At 58.7% G+C, this 22,127-nt stretch carries 22 protein-coding genes; 14 read left to right on the top strand and 8 right to left on the bottom strand.

Features of this window, described 5'->3' with window-relative positions:
- The first annotated feature begins 100 nt into the window (after positions 1-100).
- The 7 genes from Q0239_RS15190 to Q0239_RS15160 all read left to right on the top strand — a co-directional run bounded on the left by Q0239_RS15190 (position 101) and on the right by Q0239_RS15160 (position 9,429).
- Positions 101-2,155, top strand: coding sequence for a hypothetical protein (locus Q0239_RS15190; RefSeq protein WP_298604417.1), 2,055 nt, complete (start codon positions 101-103; stop codon positions 2,153-2,155).
- Positions 2,156-2,191: 36 nt separating this feature from the next.
- Positions 2,192-4,021 (top strand): ABC transporter ATP-binding protein/permease, encoded by a 1,830-nt coding sequence (locus Q0239_RS15185; RefSeq protein ID WP_298604450.1) that lies wholly within the window; start codon positions 2,192-2,194, stop codon positions 4,019-4,021.
- Positions 4,022-4,250: 229 nt separating this feature from the next.
- A complete protein-coding gene (recQ, locus tag Q0239_RS15180; RefSeq protein WP_298604414.1) occupies positions 4,251-6,026 on the top strand; it encodes a DNA helicase RecQ in 1,776 nt (591 codons plus the stop codon).
- Between the two features lie 4 nt (positions 6,027-6,030).
- Positions 6,031-6,459 carry a TIGR01244 family sulfur transferase gene (locus Q0239_RS15175; protein WP_298604411.1) on the top strand — a complete coding sequence of 143 codons (429 nt, stop codon included), beginning with the start codon at positions 6,031-6,033 and terminating at the stop codon, positions 6,457-6,459.
- Positions 6,460-6,462: 3 nt separating this feature from the next.
- Complete coding sequence (locus Q0239_RS15170) at positions 6,463-6,873, top strand: hypothetical protein (RefSeq protein ID WP_298604408.1); 411 nt, start codon at positions 6,463-6,465, stop codon at positions 6,871-6,873.
- 9 nt (positions 6,874-6,882) lie between these two features.
- Entirely contained in the window at positions 6,883-7,788 is a 906-nt protein-coding gene (locus Q0239_RS15165; protein WP_298604447.1) for a sterol desaturase family protein, read from the top strand.
- A gap of 51 nt (positions 7,789-7,839) precedes the next feature.
- Entirely contained in the window at positions 7,840-9,429 is a 1,590-nt protein-coding gene (locus Q0239_RS15160; protein ID WP_298604405.1) for a GMC family oxidoreductase, read from the top strand.
- Between the two features lie 87 nt (positions 9,430-9,516).
- Here Q0239_RS15160 and Q0239_RS15155 read toward each other — a convergent pair whose 3' ends face one another.
- The gene (locus tag Q0239_RS15155; protein WP_298604402.1) at positions 9,517-9,732 is read right to left on the bottom strand and encodes a helix-turn-helix transcriptional regulator; all 216 of its coding nucleotides are present in this window, start codon (positions 9,730-9,732) and stop codon (positions 9,517-9,519) included.
- 3 nt (positions 9,733-9,735) lie between these two features.
- Complete coding sequence (locus Q0239_RS15150) at positions 9,736-10,158, bottom strand: hypothetical protein (protein WP_298604400.1); 423 nt, start codon at positions 10,156-10,158, stop codon at positions 9,736-9,738.
- A gap of 124 nt (positions 10,159-10,282) precedes the next feature.
- Here Q0239_RS15150 and panB point away from each other — a divergent pair, with 124 nt between their 5' ends.
- The 5 genes from panB to Q0239_RS15125 all read left to right on the top strand — a co-directional run bounded on the left by panB (position 10,283) and on the right by Q0239_RS15125 (position 15,342).
- Positions 10,283-11,149 carry a 3-methyl-2-oxobutanoate hydroxymethyltransferase gene (gene panB, locus Q0239_RS15145; protein WP_298604396.1) on the top strand — a complete coding sequence of 289 codons (867 nt, stop codon included), beginning with the start codon at positions 10,283-10,285 and terminating at the stop codon, positions 11,147-11,149.
- 78 nt (positions 11,150-11,227) lie between these two features.
- Entirely contained in the window at positions 11,228-11,974 is a 747-nt protein-coding gene (locus Q0239_RS15140; protein WP_298604393.1) for a tetratricopeptide repeat protein, read from the top strand.
- A 4-nt stretch (positions 11,975-11,978) separates the two neighbouring features.
- Positions 11,979-13,304 (top strand): PQQ-binding-like beta-propeller repeat protein, encoded by a 1,326-nt coding sequence (locus tag Q0239_RS15135; protein ID WP_298604390.1) that lies wholly within the window; start codon positions 11,979-11,981, stop codon positions 13,302-13,304.
- 126 nt (positions 13,305-13,430) lie between these two features.
- Positions 13,431-14,804 carry a ribosome biogenesis GTPase Der gene (gene der, locus Q0239_RS15130; protein ID WP_298604387.1) on the top strand — a complete coding sequence of 458 codons (1,374 nt, stop codon included), beginning with the start codon at positions 13,431-13,433 and terminating at the stop codon, positions 14,802-14,804.
- 106 nt (positions 14,805-14,910) lie between these two features.
- Entirely contained in the window at positions 14,911-15,342 is a 432-nt protein-coding gene (locus tag Q0239_RS15125) for an Hpt domain-containing protein (protein ID WP_298604385.1), read from the top strand.
- 11 nt (positions 15,343-15,353) lie between these two features.
- Here the strand turns inward: Q0239_RS15125 and bfr are convergent, their stop codons facing one another.
- The 3 genes from bfr to Q0239_RS15110 form a co-directional block, all read right to left on the bottom strand.
- On the bottom strand, positions 15,354-15,833 hold the full coding sequence (bfr, locus tag Q0239_RS15120; protein WP_298604383.1) for a bacterioferritin: 480 nt from the start codon (positions 15,831-15,833) through the stop codon (positions 15,354-15,356).
- A gap of 111 nt (positions 15,834-15,944) precedes the next feature.
- Positions 15,945-16,115, bottom strand: a complete 171-nt coding sequence (locus Q0239_RS15115; protein WP_115550326.1) for a (2Fe-2S)-binding protein — start codon at positions 16,113-16,115, stop codon at positions 15,945-15,947.
- Positions 16,116-16,171: 56 nt separating this feature from the next.
- Positions 16,172-17,407, bottom strand: a complete 1,236-nt coding sequence (locus Q0239_RS15110; protein ID WP_298604379.1) for a DUF418 domain-containing protein — start codon at positions 17,405-17,407, stop codon at positions 16,172-16,174.
- 137 nt (positions 17,408-17,544) lie between these two features.
- On the opposite strand from Q0239_RS15110, the gene Q0239_RS15105 reads away from it, so the two are divergent.
- Positions 17,545-18,339: a Coq4 family protein gene (locus tag Q0239_RS15105; RefSeq protein ID WP_298604376.1), complete on the top strand. Its 795-nt coding sequence runs from the start codon at positions 17,545-17,547 to the stop codon at positions 18,337-18,339.
- A gap of 25 nt (positions 18,340-18,364) precedes the next feature.
- Here the strand turns inward: Q0239_RS15105 and purL are convergent, their stop codons facing one another.
- From purL to Q0239_RS15090, 3 genes are all read right to left on the bottom strand, one after another.
- On the bottom strand, positions 18,365-20,557 hold the full coding sequence (gene purL / locus Q0239_RS15100; protein WP_298604373.1) for a phosphoribosylformylglycinamidine synthase subunit PurL: 2,193 nt from the start codon (positions 20,555-20,557) through the stop codon (positions 18,365-18,367).
- A 29-nt stretch (positions 20,558-20,586) separates the two neighbouring features.
- Positions 20,587-21,237, bottom strand: a complete 651-nt coding sequence (locus Q0239_RS15095; RefSeq protein WP_298604371.1) for a hypothetical protein — start codon at positions 21,235-21,237, stop codon at positions 20,587-20,589.
- Between the two features lie 103 nt (positions 21,238-21,340).
- Positions 21,341-21,772, bottom strand: coding sequence for a hypothetical protein (locus tag Q0239_RS15090; RefSeq protein WP_298604368.1), 432 nt, complete (start codon positions 21,770-21,772; stop codon positions 21,341-21,343).
- Positions 21,773-21,881: 109 nt separating this feature from the next.
- Here Q0239_RS15090 and Q0239_RS15085 point away from each other — a divergent pair, with 109 nt between their 5' ends.
- A complete protein-coding gene (locus Q0239_RS15085) occupies positions 21,882-22,121 on the top strand; it encodes an exodeoxyribonuclease VII small subunit (protein WP_298604365.1) in 240 nt (79 codons plus the stop codon).
- The last annotated feature ends 6 nt before the right edge of the window (positions 22,122-22,127 follow it).

Genomic DNA, 22,127 nt, shown 5'->3' with positions numbered 1-22,127 from the left:
TCAGGGAGCACAACATAAGGGCCATGAGAGCCCGACAGGAGTGGGTTAGATGAATTTGTGCGCCCGTCGCATATTTGCGACTTCCGGAAGTGTGCTCGCCATGGCGGCGGCACAACCGGCCTTAGCCAATAGCAGCGCCGCAGCGCCGCAGTTCGAGGAAGCCAGAACCGATCTGGAACCGCGCGCCGAAAACGGGCGGCAGATTTACGAGGCAGCGCAATTCACCCGCTTCGCACCGCAGACCGCATTGGACATGGTCGGGCAGATTCCCGGTTTCCAGATCAGCCAGGTCAGCGCCGACCGTGGATTGGGCGAAGCCAGCCAGAATGTGTTGATCAATGGCCAGCGGATCACCGGCAAGAGCAATGATGCACAGACTGCGTTGTCAAGCATTGCAGCCTCTTCTGTCATCCGGTTGGAAATTGCAGATGGCGCTACGCTCAACGTCTCGGGACTCAATGGTCAGGTGCTCAACGTGGTCACGAAGCCCGACAGCCTGCAGGGCAATTTTGCCTGGCGGCCGCAATGGCGGCGACGGGTCGACGATTTCTGGATCGCTGGCGAAGTCAACCTTTCCGGCAAACTTGGCAAGGGCAACTTCACGCTCGGGCTTTCCAACAAAGACGGTTTCCGCGGCGGCGGATGGGGCTATGAAGATGTGCGCGATGCCAATGGCGACCGGCTGTTCCTCCGCGACGTCCGCGTCCGATCGCAGGGGGACCGTCCACGTCTGGCAGGTACCTACACGCTCAAAAGCGATAACGGGAATATCCTGAACGCCAATGCGGCACTCGAATTTTTCGAATTTCGCGGCAACCGTACATTCCTGAAGCAAGAGATAGGCAAAGCGGATATCCTTGAAGCGGGTAAGGACCGTGAAGATGAATGGAATATGGAGCTGGGCGCTGATTATGAGTTCGCTCTTGGCGGCGGGCGGCTGAAGCTCATCGGCTTCCACCGTTTTGAACATAGCCCCTTCGTCAACGAGTTCCGCGTCACACCAACCGACGGTTCCGCCCAAAGCGGGCAGAAATTTATCCAGTCGATCGACGAGGGCGAAAGCGTATTGCGCGCCGAATATCGCTGGAAGGCAGGCAAAACCGACTGGCAGATTTCTGCAGAAGGTGCGTTCAACTATCTCGACGCTGAATCCGAATTTTTCCAGCTCGACAGCGGCGGGGTGTTCCAGCCTGTCCCGTTGCCCAATGCAACCGCGCGAGTGGAGGAAAAGCGCGGCCAGGTTATCCTGTCTTATGGTCGCCCGATTGCGAAGGATTTGACGCTGCAAGCTACATTGGGTGGCGAATATAGTGAGTTGGGAGTTACAGGGCCGAATGGCAATGCCCGGCAATATGTGCGCCCGAAAGGCTCGGTCGCCTTGGCGTGGAAGGCCTCTCCAACGCTAGACATCAGTGCCAAATTCCAGCGCAAAGTGCTGCAGCTGAATTTTGGCGATTTCCTGGCCTCGGTCGATGTCCGCAATAACAACAATAATGCTGGCAATTTCGATCTGGTCCCGCCGCAAAGCTGGCTTCTGAATTTCGAGGCCAACCGCTCACTTGGGAAGGCGGGATCGGTAAAACTCAAGGTTGACCTCGAATCGATCAGCGATCTGGTCGACCGCATCCCGATCACCGCGACCACCGAAGCACCGGGTAATATCGATGGCACTGCCAAACGACTGCGCACCGAAATCAATGCCAGCTTCTTGCTCGACACCATCGGTATCAAGGGCGCCAAGCTCGATCTGATCGGGGCCTGGCAGACGGCTTCGCTCCGCGATCCGCTGACCGGCGAAAAACGCCCGCTCAGCAATCGAGGCCGCACTTACTGGAACCTAGACTTCCGCCACGACATTCCCAATTCGCAATGGGCCTATGGAGCCTTTGCCGAGGATAGCAGCGATTACGGATTCTATCGCTTGGACTACTTTGGACGCGATTACAGAACCGGCCCGATGGTCGGGGCGTTCATCGAGCACAAGAATGTGTTTGGGCTCAAAGTGCGCGGGCAGGTCTTCAACCTGGCCGGCCAGACCGAGGGCTATGACGAAGTGTTCTATGTCGACCGCCGCGATGGGCCTGTCGATTTCACCCACACCGGGCGCAACAAATATGGCCTGATTTACCGCGCCACCGTCAGCGGGACTTTCTAAAGCCGGATACTTCCCTATATCGGCCTGATGCAGGGAATGGCGGCACAGCCGGAAAACGGGAAAGAAAAGGAAGCAGCGAAGGCGGAGGCGAGTTTCGCTACGCTCAAGCGTTTCCTGCCCTATTTGTGGCCAAAGGATATGCCCGCGCTGCGCGTGCGTATCGTCATCGCGATGCTGCTGGTACTGGTTTCCAAGGGCGTGCAGCTGTCGATGGGCTTCGTTTATGGCGCGGCCATCGACCGAATGCAGCCGGGACTGGAGGCGGGCGTCTGGATGGCGATCGGGCTGGTCACTGCCTATACCGGCGCTCGCTTTGGCGGCGTATTGTTCGACAATCTGAGGAACACCGTGTTCGAACGCGTCGGGCAGGATGCAACGCGGCGCTTGGCCGAAAACACCTTCGCGCATCTCCACCGGCTGTCGATGCGCTTCCACATGAACCGCCGCACCGGCGCGGTGACCAAGGTGATCGAACGCGGCACCAAGAGCATCGACGTGATGCTCTATTTCATGCTGTTCAACATCGCGCCGACAGCCATCGAACTCATCGCGGTGCTGGTGATCTTTTGGTTCAAATTCGGGTTGGGGCTGGTGCTCGCCACCATCGTCATGGTCGTGACCTATATCCTTTTCACCCAGCGCGTCACCGACTGGCGCAACAAACTGCGCGAGGAAATGAACGAACTCGATACCGCGACAGTTGCGCGTTCGGTCGACAGCCTGCTCAACTATGAAACGGTCAAATATTTCAATGCCGAGGACCGCGAGACCGACTATTATGCCAAGGTCGCGCGCCGCTATGCCGATGCCGCGGTCAAATCTGAAAACTCGCTGGCCTGGCTCAATATCGGCCAGTCGTTCATCACCAATCTGATGATGGCGGGCGCGATGGGATTCAGCGTGTGGGGTTGGGCGCAGGGCCGATTCAGCACGGGTGATGTGGTGCTGGTCAACACCCTGCTGATGCAGCTGTTCCGCCCGCTCGACATGCTCGGAATGGTCTATCGTACCATTCGCCAAGGCTTGATCGACATGGCTGCGATGTTCGATCTGGTAGATACGCCGCCCGAGATAGTCGACAAACCCGGCGCAACTATGCTCCGCGTTTCCGGCGGGGAACTGGCGTTCGAGGATGTGACCTTCGGCTATGATCCCGAACGCCAGATATTGAACGGCCTGTCCTTGCGCATTCCGCCTGGCAAAACGCTTGCGGTGGTCGGGCCGTCGGGGGCGGGCAAGTCGACGATCGCGCGGCTTCTCTATCGTTTTTACGACGTGACTGGTGGACGGATCACCATCGACGGACAGGATCTACGTGACGTGACGCAGTCAAGCCTGCGCGCGCAAATCGGTATCGTCCCGCAGGATACGGTGCTGTTCAACGATAGCATCGGCTACAACATCGGCTATGGCCGCGAAGGCGCCTCGCAGGCCGAGATTGAGGATGCGGCACGTGGAGCGCAAATCCACAATTTCATCGCCGCCCAGCCGCAGCAATATGAAACCCAGGTTGGCGAACGCGGGCTCAAGCTATCTGGTGGCGAAAAGCAACGCGTCGCCATTGCGCGCCCCCTGCTTAAAAACCCGCCTATCCTGATCCTCGACGAAGCGACCAGTGCACTCGACAGCCGCACCGAGGCCGAAATCCTCGACACGCTCGACGAAGTGTCGAAGCAGCGTACGACCATCGTCATCGCACACCGCCTTTCGACCGTCGTTGATGCGGATGAGATCGTGGTGCTCGATGCGGGCCGGGTCGCCGAACAGGGCACCCATGCCGAACTGCTGGCGAAGGACGGCCTTTACGCAGAAATGTGGGCACGCCAGCAGGCCGAGAAAGAAGATGAGGCCGTTGCCGCGGAGTGAAGGCGGACAATAGAACCGTAGCCCTGAGCCTGTCGAAGGGCGGGTCGCAGTACTGACACACGTGCTTCGACAGGCTCAGCACTCACGGTAAACTTAAAGCACGGCCTTTCTTTACTTCAATATTTGTTCTTTATATGTTCCTTCGCGACTCGACTATCCACAGCGAAAGTCGCCGATGCCCGAAGAGCGCTCTATTCTTGAGGAACTATCCGGCCTAGCGGGCAGGAAGATGCTCGTTCCTGATACTCTAAACCCTGCCGATGTACTGCACCGTGTGTTCGGTTTTGCCGAGTTTCGCGGCGTGCAGGAACAGGTGGTTCGGCGGACGCTCGACAGGCAGAGCACGCTCGCGGTGATGCCGACCGGGGCGGGCAAGTCGCTTTGCTACCAATTGTCGGCCTTGCTGCTCGACGGCACCTGCATCGTCATCTCGCCGTTGATCGCCTTGATGCATGACCAGCTGCGCGCGGCCAATGCCGTCGGCATCCGCGCAGCGACGCTGACCTCTGCAGACAGCAACCGTGCGGAGACCATTGATCGGCTGCAGAGCGGCGCACTCGATCTGCTCTATGTCGCCCCCGAACGCGCCTCGACTGCGGATTTTCAGAGACTTCTGGCAGAAACCAAAGTCTCGCTGTTCGCCATCGACGAGGCGCATTGCGTGTCCGAATGGGGGCATGATTTCCGCCCCGATTACCGCCTGCTGCGTCCCTTGATGGATGAATTCCCCAATGTACCAAGGCTGGCGCTGACCGCGACGGCCGATGCACATACACGCGAGGATATTGCCCAGCAGCTTGGCATTCCGGCGAGCGGCACCATCGTCTCGGGCTTTGACCGACCCAATATCCGCTATGCCGTGACAAACACTGCCAGCAAGGGATCGGCCATCGCCTCCGCCATTCGCGGTTGGCCCGGAGCAGGCATCGTCTACGCCACCACCCGCGACCGGGCGGAGAAGCTGGCGGCTTTGATTGCGCGCACTGGGCGGCGCACCCGTTATTATCATGCAGGCATGGAGCCCTCCGCGCGCGCTGCGGCGCAAGCAGAATTCGTCGCGAGCGAAGATATGGTGATGGTGGCGACCGTTGCCTTTGGCATGGGGATCGACAAGCCCGATGTCCGTTTCGTCGCGCATGCGGGCATCCCCAAATCGATCGAGGCCTATTATCAGGAAAGCGGACGCGCCGGGCGCGATGGTGACCCTGCAGTCGCACATCTTTTCTGGTCTCCGGGCGATTTCAGTCTTGCGCGTGAGCGGTTGAAGGAACAGCCCGAGGCAAGGCAACTGGCTGAGAAAGCAAGGATAGATGCGCTGTCATCGCTTGTCGAAACCCCCGGATGCCGCCGCGCGGTATTGCTCCGCCATTTCGGCGAGGATCCACCCGCGCAATGCGGGAATTGCGACAATTGCCTTGATGCCCCCGGCGTGGTCGACGCGACCGAGGTCGCGCAAAAGCTGCTCTCCGCCGTCTATCGTACCGGCCAGAGTTTCGGCGTCGGCCATCTGGAAAAGGTGCTCACCGGACGCACCGATGAGCGCATCGAGGCGCGCGGGCATGACCAGTTGAGCGTCTTCGGCATCGTCACCGGTGACGATGCTCGCCTCATCAAACCGGTCGCGCGGGCGTTGCAGGCGCAAGGGCATCTGACCGCCAACGAGCATGGCGGGCTGATGCTGGCAGGGGCATCGCGCGCGATCCTGAAGGGCGAGATGAAGCTCGAAATCGTCGTCCCGCCAAAGACGCGCAAGGAACGGCGGAGCGAAGCCAATCCGGTCAATGATCCGCTATTCGAAGCCCTGCGCAGCAGAAGGCGTGAACTAGCCGAGACAGCGGGTGTACCGCCCTATGTCATCTTTCATGATGCAACCTTGCGCGAACTCGCCGAGCGCCGTCCGCGCAATACATCCGATTTCGCCCTGATCAGCGGCGTTGGCGCGCGCAAGCTTGAAGCCTATGGCGAAGCCTTCCTGTCTGTAATAAGGGAAGCAGCGGAAGGATAAGCCCATGTTTCGCAAGCTCACCGACAACATTTACGTGTCGCCGCAAATCAGCCTTGAGGACGTAGCGGAAGCCGCGGCGATGGGCGTCAAACTGATCATCAACAACCGCCCCGAAGGCGAAAGCGACGATCAGGTTCCGGGCGCGGAAATAGAGGCAACGGCACGCGCGGCAGGGATCGACTATGTTGCCATCCCCGTTACCCATGCAGGATTCAGCGAACCGCAAGTAGTTGCGATGGCCGACGCACTGGAAGGAGCCGACCGACCAGTGCTCGCTTACTGCCGCTCGGGTACGCGCTCGACTTTGTTATGGGCCTTGTCCGAAGCGAGCCGGGGCGGCGACCCTGATGCGCTGACCAATATGGCGGCCAAGGCCGGCTATGATGTCAGCCCGGTGCGCCCGCTGATGGACATGCTGAAAGCAAGGGCCTGAGCCATGGAAGGTGCATTGATCGAGCTGGCCAAGCTGGGTGGATCGATTGCTGCGATCCTGTTCCTTGCTTGGCTGGCGAAGCGGCTTAACCTTGGCGGTGACTTACGCATCCGCGACGAAGCCCATGCGCGCGCCCTCGCTGATGAAGCAATTTGCGGCTTCGAACCGACCGACATCGTCATCGACAAGGCAGGGATCGGCGCATTGATGAAAGATGCATCCGGCCGTCACATGCTGATCCGCCGCCACGGCGCCGCCTATGTTGCTCGCTTGTTGGATCGGCACAGCGAATCACGGCTCGACCACAATTTCCTGACTATCGGGACGGGCGAAAAGACCTTTGGCAAAGTCACGCTGAACCTTGGCAAGGATGCACAATATTGGGCCGCTGGCCTGCGCCACATGGCAACATAGGACGAAATGATGCCAGAGTTATTCAATCCCGTCGATTATGCCGTTCCCGTCTTCATCCTGTTGATTATCATCGAGATGCTGTGGGCGCGTAAAAGGGCGCCGGAGAAATACGAGCCTAAGGACACGCTGACCTCGCTCGCCTTCGGTACAGGCAGCACGGTGGCTGGCGCGCTGACTGGCGGGCTGGTGTTCGCGATGATGCTCTGGCTTTACGAACTTCGCCTGTTCGATATTGGCTGGGCCTGGTGGGCATGGATCGCCTGTTTTGTTCTCGATGATCTGGCCTATTACGTCTTCCACCGCAGCGCACATCGCATCCGATGGCTGTGGGCCAGCCATGTGAACCACCATTCGAGCCAGCATTACAACCTGTCGACTGCCTTGCGGCAGACCTGGACCGGCTTCATCGCGTTCAATTTCGTCTTCCGCATGCCATTGGCGCTGGTCGGCTTCCACCCCGCGATGATCGCCTTTTGCGGCGGTATCAACCTGATCTATCAATTCTGGATCCACACCGAGGCGGTAGGCCGCATGCCGCGCTGGTTCGAGGCAGTGATGAACACCCCGTCGCACCACCGCGTCCACCACGCCACCAACCCCCGCTATCTCGATGCCAATTATGCCGGGGTCTTCATCATCTGGGACAAGTTGTTCGGCAGCTTCACCCCCGAAACCGATGAAGAGAAAATCCGCTACGGTATCGTGAAGCAGCTCGGAACCTTCAACCTGCTCTATAGCGTGTTCCACGAGTGGATCAGCATCGCCAAAGATGTCTGGTCCGCGCCCTGGCGGCACAAGCTCGGCTATATCTGGCGCCCGCCGGGTTGGAGCCATGACGGCAGCCGCGACACCAGCGACAGCATTAAGGCACGCTGGCGGGCACGGCAGCAAAATCAGGTGACACCTGCCGAATAGCGATTGCCAAAATTAATCGTCCGGTTAAGTCCTACTTTCAAAGGAGTCAGTATGGACGAGTTCGATATTATCGTTGTGGGCGGCGGATCTGCAGGGAGTGCTGCGGCTGGGCGGCTATCCGAGGACGGCAAATACAAAGTCTGCCTCGTTGAGGCGGGTGGCACCAATGATATCATGCGGGTCAAGACGCCAGGTTTCATGCCCTTCATCCCGGACAAATCAAATTACCGTTACGACACAGTCCCGCAAAAGGGCCTCAATGGACGGATCGGTTACCAGCCGCGCGGTCGCGGTCTGGGCGGATCGAGCGCCATCAACGCGATGGTTTATATCCGTGGCCACGCCTATGATTATGACAATTGGGCGGCGCTCGGCTGCGAGGGCTGGGCCTATAAGGACGTGCTGCCCTATTTCAAACGCGCCGAACATAATGAACGCGGCGGCGATACCTTCCACGGTACCGACGGGCCGCTGAATGTTATGGACCAGCGTTGGCCCAACCCGGGCAGCAAGGCCTTTGTCGAGGCCGCAGCCGAATTACAATTGCCCCGGACGGCAGATTTCAACGGTGCGCAGCAGGAAGGATTTGGCCTGTACCAGGTGACGCAAAAGGCCGGTGACCGCTGGTCAGCCGCGCGCGCTTATGTTGAGCCCGCCAAAGCGGCGGGACGGCTGGAGGTCATCTCAGGTGCGCTTACCGAACGAATCATGACCGAGAATGGCCGCGCCACGGGCGTAGTCATTCGGCAGGGGCGCAATCGCCGCACATTGAAGGCGCGGGCTGCAGTGATCCTTTCTGCCGGGGCCTTTGGCAGTCCGCAGATCCTGCAACTGTCCGGAATCGGCCCTGCCGAGCATCTGCGCGCTTTGGGCATTGATGTCGTGCTCGACAAACCAGCGGTCGGCGCTGATCTGCAAGACCATATCGACTATGTTTCAAGTTTCGAAACCCAGTCCAAAGATTTCTTCGGTGACAGTCTCGCTGGCACATGGCGGATGGCGAAAGCGGTGATCGAACACCGCCTGAAGCGCACCGGCATCATGACCACCTGCTTTGCCGAAAGCGGTGGCTTCTGGAAATCGAACCCCGATTTGCCGGCGCCTGATATCCAGTATCACTTTGTTCCGGCGATGCTGGAGGATCATGGCCGCGAAAAGGTGAAAGGCCATGGTTTCAGTGTTCATGCCTGCGTGCTGCGGCCCTATAGTCGCGGGACGGTTCGCCTTGCATCGCCCGACGCGGCGCACGCTCCTGCTATTGACCCCGCTTTCCTCACCGACGATCGGGATGTGGCGACATTGAAGGCCGGTGTTCGCCTGATGCATCGTATAGTCGAGGCGCCAACACTGGCGGCCTTTGCGCCAAAAGACAGGCACGCGACGCCGCTCGACGACGATGCTGCGCTAGAGGCAATCATCCGCAATCGCGCCGATACTGTCTATCACCCCGTTGGTACATGTCGCATGGGCCCAAATGCCGACGATGTGGTCGACACACATCTGCGTTTTCGCGGAATAGATGGGCTGTATGTAGCGGACGCCAGCATCATGCCGCGGCTTGTATCCGGCAACACCAACGCACCTTCAATCATGATCGGTGAACGCGCGGCCGATTTTGTGAAGGCCGATCTCGCAGCTTGATCGATCAAAATTCGGGGCCCGAACCAGCCCAACTGGGGAGAAGGTGGTTCGGGCCCCTGTGCTGTGCACGCACAAACTGATAGGCTTTCAATCGCCAGCCCAGCGGAAGACCTCCTCCAAAGGCTTGTCAAACACGCGGGCGATGCGGAATGCGACCTCAAGGCTGGGGGAATATTTGCCTTGCTCAATTGCGGCGATTGTCTGGCGGGTGACGCCGACACGGTCACCGAGATCACCTTGCGTCATTTCACCGGAAAGGAAACGCAGCGTCTTGATATCATTGTCAAAGGGAAGGCGCGGCATGGCTCAATACCCCCTGCGATAATAATAAAGCTGCGCGCCGACGCGAACGAGTTCGGATAGCACTAGCGTGGCCATCAGGATGTTGACCGACCAGCCATACATCAGCCCGTTGATCATCGCGAAGATGTTCGCCCAAACGCCGAGCACCAGCGGATAATAGGCCGCATGCGTGCCTTTCAGGTGAATCAGCTTTTCACGCTCATCCTCTTTCAGATTGGCCTCTTTCGGCGTGCGGATGGCAAAATAGGCGCTGCCGGCAATCATCGGCACCAGGAAAATGATCGTCGTCGGAAACAGCATCCAAACCGAAGTGAGCATACCCGAACGCGTGTTGGCCGTGGCCCAGGGATAGGACAGGAAGTACCAGCCAAAACCGGCGACCAGCCCGACAAAGGCTACCCAGTGAATTTTCTCGCGAAATGACATTGTAAACTCCATGTTAGGTGATTTGTACTTAATGTTAGCTATATTTAACATTGAGTCAAATATTATTTACGCGTTGGCCTTTCGCGCTTTTTCCCCTGCGCTTTAGCGGCTAAGCGCCAAAGTCATGTCGACGACGCCCAAAACGCTCACCCTTCCTGTATCCACCAGCCGCGCTAACCCGACGCCGCAGCCGATGAAGCGCCTCACCGTGCCGCGCATCAGGCAGCGCAAGGGCGGCGAGCCGCTGGTGATGCTGACGGCCTATACCGTCCGCATGGCGCAGTTGATGGATCCGCATTGCGACATGCTTCTGGTCGGCGATTCGCTGGCGCAGGTGATTTACGGCCTGCCACACACCGTTGCCGTCACGATGGAGATGATGGCGCTGCACGGCGCGGCGGTGGTGCGCGGCAGCTATCACGCCGCGGTTATCGTCGACATGCCCTTTGGTAGCTATGAAGCCTCGCCCGAACAGGCCTTCACCAATGCCTCGCGCTTGCTTAAAGAAACCGGAGCGGCTGGGGTCAAGGTCGAAGGCGGCAAGGTGATTGCACCGACTATCGAATTCCTGACGCAACGGGGCATACCCGTTATGGGCCATGTCGGCCTCACCCCACAGGCGGTGAACATCCTTGGCGGCTATGGCGTGCGCGGCAAAAGCGCGGCCGAAGCCCGCCTGATCGTGCAAGACGCCGAAGCGGTCGCCAAAGCTGGCGCATTCGCAATGGTGATCGAGGGCGTGATGGAGCCGATTGCCATCGAGATAACCAAAAATGTCGAATGTCCGACCATCGGCATTGGCGCATCGGCGCAATGCGACGGGCAGGTGTTGGTGGCGGAAGACATGCTCGGCCTGTTCGATCGCGTACCCAAATTCGTCAAACGGTTCGGGGCGATGCAGGAGCATGTCGAGGGCGCAGTCAAGCAATATGCCGAAGATGTCCGCTCGCGCGCCTTCCCCAGCGCCGATCAGCTTTACCGGCCCGAATAGGTCCAGCCACCCTTCGCACTAGAAAGTCCGGCCATCCATGGCTAAGGACGCGACAAGTATAAGTTACAGGAGGCCATTTTGGCATTACCCCCGACCGACAAGCGCGCCGCAACCGATGAGGCTTTCCTGCGCGAAGTCGACGATGCCGTCCGCGCGGGCGACCTTGAAAATTTCTGGAAACGCTATGGCCGCTGGCTCGCCATTGCTCTCGTTATAGGCCTCGCAGCCTTTGGTGGCTGGATCTATTGGCAGAACCAGCAAGCCGCAGCTGCCGAAAAGCAGGGCGAAGAATTTATCCTTGCCGTTGAAAAACTGCAGGGCGGCAATGTTGCAGCAGCCAAGACCGACCTCGGCAAACTCGCCAAAGCCGAACAATCCGGATATCGGGCGATGGCGCAGATCCTGCTCGCCAACATCACAGCCGCAGAAGGCAACACCAAAAAGGCCGTCGCTGATTATGCCAAGGTAGCAGGCGACGAAAGCCTGCCGCAACCCTTCCGCGATCTGGCGCTGATCCGACAGACCACTGTGGAATTTGACACGCTGCCGCCGCAGCAGGTCATTGACCGGCTGAAGCCACTCGCCAAACCCGGCACCGCCTGGTTCGGCAGCGCGGGTGAAATGACCGCAATCTCTTATATGAAACTGGGTAAGGATAATCTGGCCGGCCCCATTTTCGCCCAGATTGCAAAGCAGGAAGACTTGCCCCAGACTTTACGCGCCCGCGCGCAGCAAATGGCAGGGGCATTAGGGGTGGATACCGTTCAGCTTGACGCAAAGCCGGCTGGTGCATCTGCGACGGCGGATGCAGGAAAGGACAAGTAAGTCTGTGAAGAAACACGCGACCATAATCTCTTCGCTGGCGGCGATCGCGCTGCTTGGTGGCTGTTCGGCGCTGGGCGGCGGCGACAAAAAAGAAACGCCGACCATCGGCAAGCGCATCGACATATTGGGTACCGAGGCGGACACCATCGCCGACCCCAATCTGGCGGGCATTTCTGTAATCCTACCACCTGCCGCGACCAATGCCAACTGGTCGCAACCCGGCGGCAATGCCGCCAAATCGCCCGGTCACTCTATGCTGGCCGAAGCCCCGCAACGCGCGTGGAGTGCGCAGATCGCGGGTGCCAGCAACCGTATGCGGCTGGCAGCGACCCCGGTCGTTCATGACGGCAAACTTTACGTCATCGATACGGACGCTGTGGTCAGCGCCTTTGATGCTGCTAGCGGTTCGAAATTATGGGCGACCACTCTCACAGTCGACAAGGACGGCAAGCCCTCGCGCTTCGGCGGCGGCGTAAGCACCGATGGCACCAGCGTCTTCGCCACCAATGGCGTGGGTGATGTCGCTGCGCTCGATGCAAGCAATGGCGCAATCAAATGGACCAAGCGCCCCGCAGGGCCGCTACGCGGCGCCCCCACATTATCGAATGGCAATGCCTATGTGATGACGCAGGATAACCAGATTTACGCCGTACGCATGAGTGATGGAGAGCCTCAATGGAATGAAGCTGGTCCGGTCGGTGCGTCGGGCATCTTCGGCGTCGCTGCTCCCGCTGCCGCACAAGGCACGGTGATCGCGGGTTATTCAACCGGTGAACTCGCCGCCTATCGCTATGAAAATGGCCGAAGCCTGTGGAGCGACACGCTCTCTCGTACTGCCATGTCGACCAGCGTTTCAACGCTGACCGACATCGATGCCGATCCTGTTATTGACCGGGGCCGCGTCTTTGCCCTTGGTCAGGGCGGACGCATGGCAGCCTATGAACTGGTCACCGGCCAGCGCATCTGGGAAATCAACATCGCAGGGATTTCGACCCCGGTCGTCTCGGGCGAATGGGTCTTCGTGATGACCAGCGACGCCAAATTGCTTTGCGTCCAACGCGCAAGTGGCAAGATCCGCTGGATTTCCAAACTGCCGCGCTACCGCGACGAAGAGGACAAAAAGGGCGTGATCACATGGCGTGGCCCCGTGCTCGCCAATGGCCGCCTGATTGTTGCAAATAGCGACGGCCAGATCTGGTCGGTATCGTCAGGCGAGGGTTCGGCGAACCTGCTAGTGGACATTAAGGCGCCAGTTTCGGTTGCACCAATTGTCGCCAACGACACGCTTTATGTCCTCGACGATAGCGGACGCCTGACGGCGTTTAGATAGTTCAGGTCCACTATGTGGACAGCGGCACCAGCCCTCTCCCCCACCCGGCCTCCCAAACAGGGTATTGTAATGGGAGGCCGGGTGGGGGAGAGGGCTGGTGCCGAAACCTTTTAGAAGGATAACGTCATGCTGCCGTCGGTAGCCATTATCGGACGTCCGAATGTTGGCAAGTCGACCTTGTTCAACCGCCTTGTCGGCAAAAAAATCGCGCTGGTCGATGACCAGCCGGGTGTAACGCGTGACCGGCGTGAGGGCGATGCGCAGCTTTTTGACCTGAAATTCCGCATTGTCGACACTGCAGGCTATGAAGATGATGACGCAGCGACCCTACCGGGGCGGATGCGCCAGCAGACCGAGGCTGCGCTCGCGGGTGCGAATGTCGCAATGTTCGTCGTTGACGGACGGGCGGGCATTACGCCGCTCGACGAAGAGATCGCCCGTTGGTTGCGCGCAAGTGACAAGCCGGTCATCCTCGTCATCAACAAGGCCGAGGGCAAGCAGGCGGACAATACCGTGCTGGAAGCCTATGCTTTGGGCCTTGGCGAAGGGATTACGATCAGCGCCGAGCATGGCGAAGGCATGGCCGATCTGTTCCAGGCACTGCTGCCGCATGTCGATGAAGCCGAAGAAGAGCATTTTGATCGCGAAGCCCCTGATGCCCCGCTGCAACTTGCCATTGTCGGGCGCCCCAATGCGGGCAAATCAACACTGATCAATAAGCTGCTGGGTGAAAACCGGCTGGTGACCGGGCCCGAAGCCGGCATCACCCGCGACAGTATCGCAATCGACTGGGTGTGGCACGATCCCAATCCGTCCGATCCCGAGCTGGCCGAACGGCGTATCCGCCTGATCGATACCGCAGGAATGCGCAAGCGGGCGCGAGTGCAGGAGAAGCTCGAAAAACTGTCTGTCGCGGATACGCGCCGCGCGATAGACTTTGCCGAGGTCGTGGTGTTGCTGCTTGATGCCACCAAGGGACTTGAACATCAGGATCTGAAAATTGCAGACCATGTGATCGAGGAAGGCCGTGCGCTGATCATCGCGATTAACAAATGGGATGTGGCGGAGCATGCCTCCAGTCTGTTCAACGGCATCAAGGCCGCACTTGATGAAGGCCTGTCACAGTTGAAGGGCGTCCCTGTACTTGCGGTCTCCGCCGCGACGGGCAAGGGGCTCGACGTGATGCTCAAAGCCGCATTCGAAGCGCGCGAAAGCTGGAACCGCCGCGTGTCCACCGGCCAACTCAACCGCTGGTTCGAAGAAGCCGTCGCCGCCAATCCGCCGCCAGCCCCCGGCGGCAAGCGGATCAAGTTGCGCTATGTGACGCAGGCACGCAATCGCCCACCGACCTTTATTGTGTTCGGCAACCGGACCGACCAGCTGCCCGACAGCTATCGCCGCTATCTGCTCAACGGTATCCGGCGCGATCTGGGCTTTGGGGCGGTACCGGTACGGATGAACTTCCGCTCATCCAAAAACCCGTTCGCTGACAAGGATTGACGCTGGGCACGAGCCGTTGCGGTCATCGCAACGTCAACGGCTTGTTTACCTGTCGCGTTTATGGCTGCGAGCTTGGAGCGTTGAACCAAGCGGAGCAACAAAGTCGATGAGCCACACGGCCGAAGATATTGTGAACTGGGGCACCTTTGCCGAGACACGTACCGTGCTCGGAGAGGCCTTTGTGCGCGTGCTCGGCTATTTCCGCGAGGACGGCATCAAATCTGTCGCGGCGATCGAACAAGCAATGCGTGAACGCGATTCCCCCAACTTCGTATTGCCCTCACACCCGCTGAGGGGTGAAAGCTGGCAATGCGGCGCCGAACGATGGGCAGCGCTTGCGGAGGAAATCGAAGCCGCCGCCCGCCATTATGTCGAAATCCGGCAGGGTCCCGAAGAACTGGTCGAAAAAGTCGTCCAGTTACGCCCTTTGTTTGAGGCGACATTGTCCGCCCTTGAAGCCGAGGCTAGCCCGCTCGTTGAACGCCGCGCGCAATTCGGTGCCCGCACCTTCGGCCAAAGCCAGTTCGGGCGGCTCTAAGCCCTTATATTTCAGCTTTCTGCCGCTTCTGTTTGCATCTGGATATAATTCTGGATTCCCATCTGCTTGATCAGATCAAATTGCGTTTCGAGGAAGTCGACATGCTCCTCTTCGCTTTCGAGAATTTCGGCAAACAGATCGCGGCTGACGTAGTCCCGCACGCTTTCACAATGCGCGATCGCGTCTTTGAGTAGCGGAAGGGCATCATATTCAAGTTCAAGATCGGCCTTCAAAATTTCTTCGACCGACTCGCCCACGCGCAAGCGGCCGAGCATCTGGAAATTGGGCAGACCATCAAGGAAAAAGATGCGTTCCGCCAGCTTGTCGGCGTGCTTCATCTCATCAATCGATTCGTGCCGCTCATATTCCGCCAGTTTGGACACGCCCAGATTGTCGAGCATCCGGTAGTGCAGCCAATATTGGTTGATCGCGGTCAGCTCATTCTTGAGCGCTTCGTTGAGAAATTCGATGACCTTGCTGTCGCCCTTCATGGCCGTTCTCCTGATATTTGATACCATCAGAATAGGCCGATGGCGGGCGTTCGGAAAGCAGGAAAAGCCCTGTAACCATCCCCGTTACAATTGGATAAGCTGGCGCTATTGCTATGCGCTTGCAGGCTTGATGCTGATCAGATCCTTGGCGAAGGAGAGACATTGGCCGCATTTCGGTTTACGGCCCAGCCGTGCGTAGACATCTGCCGGCTTTTCACTGCCGCAACGCACCGCAGCGCGCAGATCTTTTTCACGGATGGCATTGCAGACACAGACGATCATGGGAATCGCATTAGCGTTAATGCGAATTGGTTGCAATAGCAGTTAGGCGTGATCGATCACTTTTTGAGCGGCTGGAACTTCCCGCGCGCCAGACTGCGCCACAGCCATTCGAACGGGCCATAGTGAAAACGCTCCAGCCAGGGCTTTGACCAGAGCAGCATCAACGCCCAAGCGCCCAGCACGAAGAACCACAGGCTGGCCCGACCCATCTGATTATACAGGCCCAGTCCATAGCCGTAGAAGATCGTCGACATCAGGATGCTGGTGCCCAGATAGTTGGTGAAGGCTGCCCGTCCCGCTGCTGTAACCCGTCTGATCAATGCCGAACCGGCGAAGGACTGGATCGCCATGATCAGCAGCGCGGCATAGCCGATTGTCATCAGGAGCCGCGGAATCAAACTCCAGGCGAGAAAGTTGCCTAAAGTCGTGATCAGGTCAAACCCGCTCGAAGCAACCCACAGGCCTAGCCCCGTCGAGATCAAAAGACCGGGAATCAGCATCTTGCGGGCCCAGCGCGCATACTCGCTGCGATCCCACTCGCCGGTCAGAAAACCGTTCTTCTTCATCGCCATGCCAAGCATCATCAGCGGCAGGGTTTCGGCGAAAGATTGTGCAATCAGTATTAACAGGTTGAGCGCATCATCCCAGCGTCGTGCGACAATTTCGGCATAGCTCCCGCTATAGGCGGCAATCTCCGCGCTGGCATCGAGGCCGAAGTCGGGGCTTGCGATGACTTCCTTATATTGCGCCACTACCGACGCATCCGCACCGGGCTGCGTCGCCATGAACTGGAGGAACTGCAGTCCGCCAAATTGCAACGCGTACAAAAGGAAACCGAGGCCATAGATGATCAGCGCCCATTTGATCAGCCGCTTTGCCTCCCAGTTGCGGAACCGGTAGGCGATGCAGCCAATAGCGGCGTAGAGGAACAATATGTCGCCCCACCAGATGAAGAGATAATGGGCGAGGCCGAATAGCAGTAACCAGACCATCCGCGAATAATGAACCTTCGCCGGATTTTCACCCTTGGCTTCAGCCCGCTCGATGATCAGCGCCATGCTCGCCCCGAACAATAGCGAGAACAATCCGCGCATTTTGCCGTCGATGAAAATGAAAGAAACCAGCCAGCTTGCCTTGTCTGCGGCGCTATCTCCACCATAGGTCCCCGGCGCGACATAGGCCCATTCGGGAAGCGCGAAAGCGACGATATTCATCGCCAATATGCCCATCACCGCAAAGCCGCGCAGCGCGTCCAATGTGATGTGGCGTGTTGCAAGCGCTTGGCTGGACATGATTTTTCCCCTCCCTGTATTAGAGAATCAATACAGCTTGGGCCTTGCCGCGTCCAGTCGCTATTGATAGTGACTTGCTAACTTGCTATTTACACTTATGTTGGTAAGATATCGGCAATGATTGCAACATAGGTAAGATGTTCATGGATCAGGCAATTCCCCTTTGCGACCCCGCCCGCACCGATTCGGGTTTCCGCCCGATGAAGGCGCTACACCATTTCCGCAAACTGATCGCCGACAAGGAAGATACCGAACAGGTATTCCACATTATCGAGGCCTTGCGCGACAACCGCTTCGCCAAATCTGCCGAGCATTTCTTCACCACCTCGACGGGCGAGCAAATCCTCGCGAAAAAGGAATATCTGCCGCACCTGCTCGATGATCATGATCGCCTGCGCAAATTGCCTATGGGCTCCGTTGCGCATGCCTATTGCGACTTCATGGAAAAAGAAGGCCTGACTTCGCAGGGCCTGGTCGACGAATTTGAGAAGTTCCAGAAAGGCAAGCCGCGTTACGACGACATGCTCGAACGCTACAGCAACCGACTGCGCGACACGCACGATCTGTTTCACGTGCTGACCGGCTATGGCCGTGATGCACTTGGCGAACAGTGCGTCCTTGCTTTTTCGTACAGCCTGAACCCCAGCTGGGGTGTGCTCTTCCTGGCTTGGGCTGGCGCCCGCGAACTCAAGAAAACTGTGTCAACAGATGCACCGATCTATGCTGCGGTGCGTGAAGGGCAACGCATGGGCCGCGTCGCCAAAAGCCCGGCGCATGAGGACATCGAGGCCTTGCTGGCAATGCCTTTGACGGAAGCGCGCAAGAAACTGAACATTGCCGTGCCGGTGACCTATCAGCGCGCGCATGCCATCATGCGCGGCGAGGGCATCGATCCTTACGACCTGCTGGGCCAGCAAAAGGCTGTTGCCTGACTTTCAGCGCCGCATAGCTACTGGATCAGGCTTCCATCCAGTGTTTGAAGAAGCTCTCATGCGCGGCGCGCAGGTCGTTCAGCGAAACCGTCGAACCATTGACGCGGATGGCATCGCCACTGACGGTTCCGATGGGCTCAAACGGCACTTTGTTCCGATCAAGCGGTTTGTCTGCCGGATAGGTCACCAAATAGCGCGACTGGGTTTCGTTGAAGGCAAAGGCTGTATCCATCGCCGACAATTCAGCGCCAATGCCACCCGCCAGCGCCATTTCCGCCACGGCGACCAGCAGACCGCCATCCGAAATGTCGTGAACCGCCGTAACCGCGCCATCGGCGATCAGTTGGCGGACAATAGTGCCGTTCAATTTCTCGTCGGCCAAGTCGACAAAGGGCGGATCGCCCTCTTCGCGGCCGTGAATTTCGCGCAGCCATAACGACTGACCGAGTTCCGGATAGTTGGGGCCGATCACGGCGAGGATTTCTCCTTCGGCCTTGAAGGCGATGGTCGCCATTTTCGACACATCGTCAAGCAAGCCGACGCCGCCAATTGCTGGGGTCGGCAAGATCGCACTACCGCCGCCAGTTGCCTTGCTTTCATTGTAGAGCGAGACGTTGCCCGAGACGATCGGATAATCGAGCGCGCGGCAGGCATCGCCCATACCTTCCAGCGCACCCACAAACTGCGCCATGATTTCGGGGCGCTGCGGGTTGGCAAAGTTGAGGCAGTTGGTGATGGCGAGCGGAGTTGCGCCAACCGCGCTAATGTTGCGATAGGTCTCGGCCACCGCCTGCTTGCCGCCTTCATAAGGGTCGGCATAGACATAACGCGGGGTGCAGTCGGTCGACATGGCCAGCGCCTTTTTATGCCCGTGCACACGAACTACGGCAGCGTCACCGCCCGATTTCTGCGCGGTATCGGCGCCTACCTGGCTGTCATATTGCTGCCAGATCCACGCGCGACTGGCGAGATCGGACGATGCCATCAGCTTGAGCAAGTCTGCGCCCAGATCCGCCGATTGGGGGATATCACCCAAGGGCTTCACCTTGGCCCATGCCTTATAGTCCTCACGGCTCAGCGCGGGACGATCATATTGCGGGGCATCATCGGCGAGCGGGCCGAGCGGGATGTCGCACACCACTTCGCCATTCCATTCGAGCACCATATGGCCGGTATTGGTCACCTCACCGATCACAGCGAAATCGAGCTCCCATTTCTCGAATATCGCCTGCGCCATCGGCTCCTTGCCGGGCTTCAGGACCATCAGCATGCGCTCCTGCGATTCAGAGAGCATCATTTCGTAAGGCGTCATGCCGATTTCGCGCTGTGGCACCTTATTCATGTCGAGCCGGATACCGCATCCCCCCTTTGACGCCATTTCAACGCTGGAGCTGGTCAGCCCAGCCGCACCCATATCCTGGATTGCGACAATCGCATCGGTCGCCATCAGTTCGAGGCAGGCTTCGATCAACAGCTTTTCAGTGAAGGGATCGCCCACTTGAACCGTCGGGCGTTTTTCCTCGGCATCTTCGCCAAAATCGGCCGATGCCATGGTCGCACCGTGAATGCCGTCGCGCCCAGTTTTCGAGCCGACATAGACGATGGGATTGCCCACGCCGGTCGCCGCCGAATAGAAAATTTTGTCGGTATCCGCGACGCCCACCGTCATCGCGTTGACCAGGATATTGCCGTCATAGGCCGGATGGAAATTGGTTTCGCCGCCCACGGTCGGAACGCCAACGCAGTTGCCATAGCCGCCAATGCCAGCAACCACGCCTTGCACCAGATGCTTCATCTTGGGATGGTCAGGTCGGCCAAAACGCAACGCGTTCATGTTCGCGACTGGCCGTGCGCCCATGGTGAAAACGTCGCGAAGAATGCCGCCCACACCAGTCGCCGCGCCCTGATAGGGCTCGATATAGCTGGGGTGGTTGTGGCTCTCCATCTTGAAGATCGCCGCCTGCCCGTCGCCGATATCGATCACACCCGCATTCTCGCCGGGGCCGCAGATCACCCAAGGGGCCTCGGTCGGCAGCTTTTTCAAATGGATGCGCGAGCTTTTGTAACTGCAATGTTCCGACCACATCACCGAAAAGATGCCGAGCTCGACGAGATTGGGCTCGCGCCCCATCGCATTCAGGATGCGCTGATATTCTTCCTCGGAAAGGCCATGGTCGGCGACGACTTGCGGGGTGATCTGGGAGGCAGCTTGGGTCATGCGCGGCGCTTTAGCGTTGCATGCCGCCTTTAGCCAGCCTGTTTGCGGCCTTCGCTGCGATAAACCCACCATGCGGCGAGCGTGATCAGGCCAAAGGCGAAGAAAGCGAGAAGGCTGGTGCCGGTGGTCACTTCGGGTTCGACAGGACCGAACCAGTTGACCGCCTGAAACAGCAACATCCCGCCGGCCAACACAGCCAGGGGCAGCGTCTTGGGCTTTGCTATTTTTGCGTAGAGCCAGAGCGAGCCGAAAGTCAGCGCCAGTTCGAGCGGCATTTCGATCGCTGGATGGTTCCAGAGGCCTAACCCCAGCTTGGGTGGGCTGCCAATAAGTGTCAGGTCTGGCACATGCACCAACAGGTCGAGAAACCAGTGCGAAAGCACGACGAGGCCGGAGATAATCCCGGCCATGCGGTTTTTCGAAACCAGAAACACCAAACCACCAAATAAGGTGGCAAATAGGGCTGATCCCAAAAGGCTATGCGTATAGGGCATATGATAGAGATCCATCGGGTTCATCACCGAAATTCCCGGCGTTACCCGCATCTTTTCAATGCCGGTCAGCAACAGCCCGAAAAAGGCCCAATCGACCAGCTGGGCTCCGACGAACAACACTGGTAGGCTGGGCGCATCCGTGTGGCGCGCGGCGATCATCGCCGGTGCAAAATGTCCGATAAACATGGCTGGTCCCTCCCCTGTCGGCGGAGACTAGCGCGGCGACTGCAATGCGCAAGAAAAAGGGGTCGGCAAGCGACCCCTTCCTCTATTCTGACTGGTTTGGATATCAGTTGCTTTTGCAGGTCTGCGCGCCCTTGTCGGCAAGCTTGAGGTTGATCTGCTTGCCGCTGCCCGAAAGCATGGTCTTGCCATCTTCGGATTTGAGCGGACCTGCCGGTGCTTCAGCAGCAGGAGCAGCCGCACCTTCAGCCGGAGCGGCGGGTGCTTCGGCCTTCACGCGCACGGCAGCAGCAGTCTTGTCACCCACGCGGATGTCAGCGGCTTCGTTCTTGCCGAGGAAATCGACATGCACAATGGTGTTGTCGGCGCAACGATAGGTCGCCTGCGATGTGATTGCCGGTGGCATTTCTGCAACAGGCGCAGCTGGTGCTGCGGTACCGGCGGTCGCTTCGCCTTCGGCGGCAGGGGTTTCGGACTTGTTGCATGCTGCTAACGCCAGCATGGACAACGGGGCGATCAGGAGAATGGATTTCTTCATAGAATCGGGACCTTGCACCAGCTTCGTTGCAGCTGAAAGTAAAATCGGCGTGGAAAATCGACGAAGCGAAACGCTTGACCGACAAGCTGCCCCGCGCCAAAGCTGCGGTATGACCAGCGACAGCACAGAACCCAGTTTTGAAGAGGCGCTCAAGGCGCTTGAAGAGATTGTCCGCAAGCTCGAAAGCGGGGAAGCGCCGCTTGATGAATCGATCGCGCTCTACGAACAGGGCCACAAATTGCGCGCGCTTTGCCAGGCAAGACTGGATGCCGCGCAAGCAAAAATCGAACAGATCGTCCTTGGCGCGGATGGCGCTCCTGCCGGCACACGTCCCTTTGATGCGGATTGAGCCCTG

It is taken from the genome of uncultured Sphingorhabdus sp., assembly GCF_937872355.1.
Classification (GTDB): Bacteria; Pseudomonadota; Alphaproteobacteria; order Sphingomonadales; family Sphingomonadaceae; genus Sphingorhabdus_B.
Note: the sequence above shows the minus strand (reverse complement) of the source record. Positions and strands in the feature narration are given on the sequence as shown.

Excerpts from the sequence above, each read along its gene's own strand:
- Q0239_RS15155 (WP_298604402.1), bottom strand. The coding sequence starts at position 9,732 with ATGCCGCGCCTTCCCTTTGACAATGATATCAAGACGCTGCGTTTCCTT.
- Q0239_RS15090 (WP_298604368.1), bottom strand. The coding sequence starts at position 21,772 with ATGAAGAAATCCATTCTCCTGATCGCCCCGTTGTCCATGCTGGCGTTA.
- Q0239_RS15150 (WP_298604400.1), bottom strand. The coding sequence starts at position 10,158 with ATGTCATTTCGCGAGAAAATTCACTGGGTAGCCTTTGTCGGGCTGGTC.
- Q0239_RS15125 (WP_298604385.1), top strand. The coding sequence starts at position 14,911 with ATGAGCCACACGGCCGAAGATATTGTGAACTGGGGCACCTTTGCCGAG.
- Q0239_RS15165 (WP_298604447.1), top strand. The coding sequence starts at position 6,883 with ATGCCAGAGTTATTCAATCCCGTCGATTATGCCGTTCCCGTCTTCATC.
- Q0239_RS15190 (WP_298604417.1), top strand. The coding sequence starts at position 101 with ATGGCGGCGGCACAACCGGCCTTAGCCAATAGCAGCGCCGCAGCGCCG.
- Q0239_RS15160 (WP_298604405.1), top strand. The coding sequence starts at position 7,840 with ATGGACGAGTTCGATATTATCGTTGTGGGCGGCGGATCTGCAGGGAGT.
- Q0239_RS15105 (WP_298604376.1), top strand. The coding sequence starts at position 17,545 with ATGTTCATGGATCAGGCAATTCCCCTTTGCGACCCCGCCCGCACCGAT.
- Q0239_RS15110 (WP_298604379.1), bottom strand. The coding sequence starts at position 17,407 with ATGTCCAGCCAAGCGCTTGCAACACGCCACATCACATTGGACGCGCTG.
- Q0239_RS15170 (WP_298604408.1), top strand. The coding sequence starts at position 6,463 with ATGGAAGGTGCATTGATCGAGCTGGCCAAGCTGGGTGGATCGATTGCT.
- Q0239_RS15175 (WP_298604411.1), top strand. The coding sequence starts at position 6,031 with ATGTTTCGCAAGCTCACCGACAACATTTACGTGTCGCCGCAAATCAGC.
- Q0239_RS15085 (WP_298604365.1), top strand. The coding sequence starts at position 21,882 with ATGACCAGCGACAGCACAGAACCCAGTTTTGAAGAGGCGCTCAAGGCG.
- purL (WP_298604373.1), bottom strand. The coding sequence starts at position 20,557 with ATGACCCAAGCTGCCTCCCAGATCACCCCGCAAGTCGTCGCCGACCAT.
- Q0239_RS15185 (WP_298604450.1), top strand. The coding sequence starts at position 2,192 with ATGGCGGCACAGCCGGAAAACGGGAAAGAAAAGGAAGCAGCGAAGGCG.
- Q0239_RS15115 (WP_115550326.1), bottom strand. The coding sequence starts at position 16,115 with ATGATCGTCTGTGTCTGCAATGCCATCCGTGAAAAAGATCTGCGCGCT.
- der (WP_298604387.1), top strand. The coding sequence starts at position 13,431 with ATGCTGCCGTCGGTAGCCATTATCGGACGTCCGAATGTTGGCAAGTCG.
- bfr (WP_298604383.1), bottom strand. The coding sequence starts at position 15,833 with ATGAAGGGCGACAGCAAGGTCATCGAATTTCTCAACGAAGCGCTCAAG.
- recQ (WP_298604414.1), top strand. The coding sequence starts at position 4,251 with ATGCTCGTTCCTGATACTCTAAACCCTGCCGATGTACTGCACCGTGTG.
- panB (WP_298604396.1), top strand. The coding sequence starts at position 10,283 with ATGTCGACGACGCCCAAAACGCTCACCCTTCCTGTATCCACCAGCCGC.
- Q0239_RS15095 (WP_298604371.1), bottom strand. The coding sequence starts at position 21,237 with ATGTTTATCGGACATTTTGCACCGGCGATGATCGCCGCGCGCCACACG.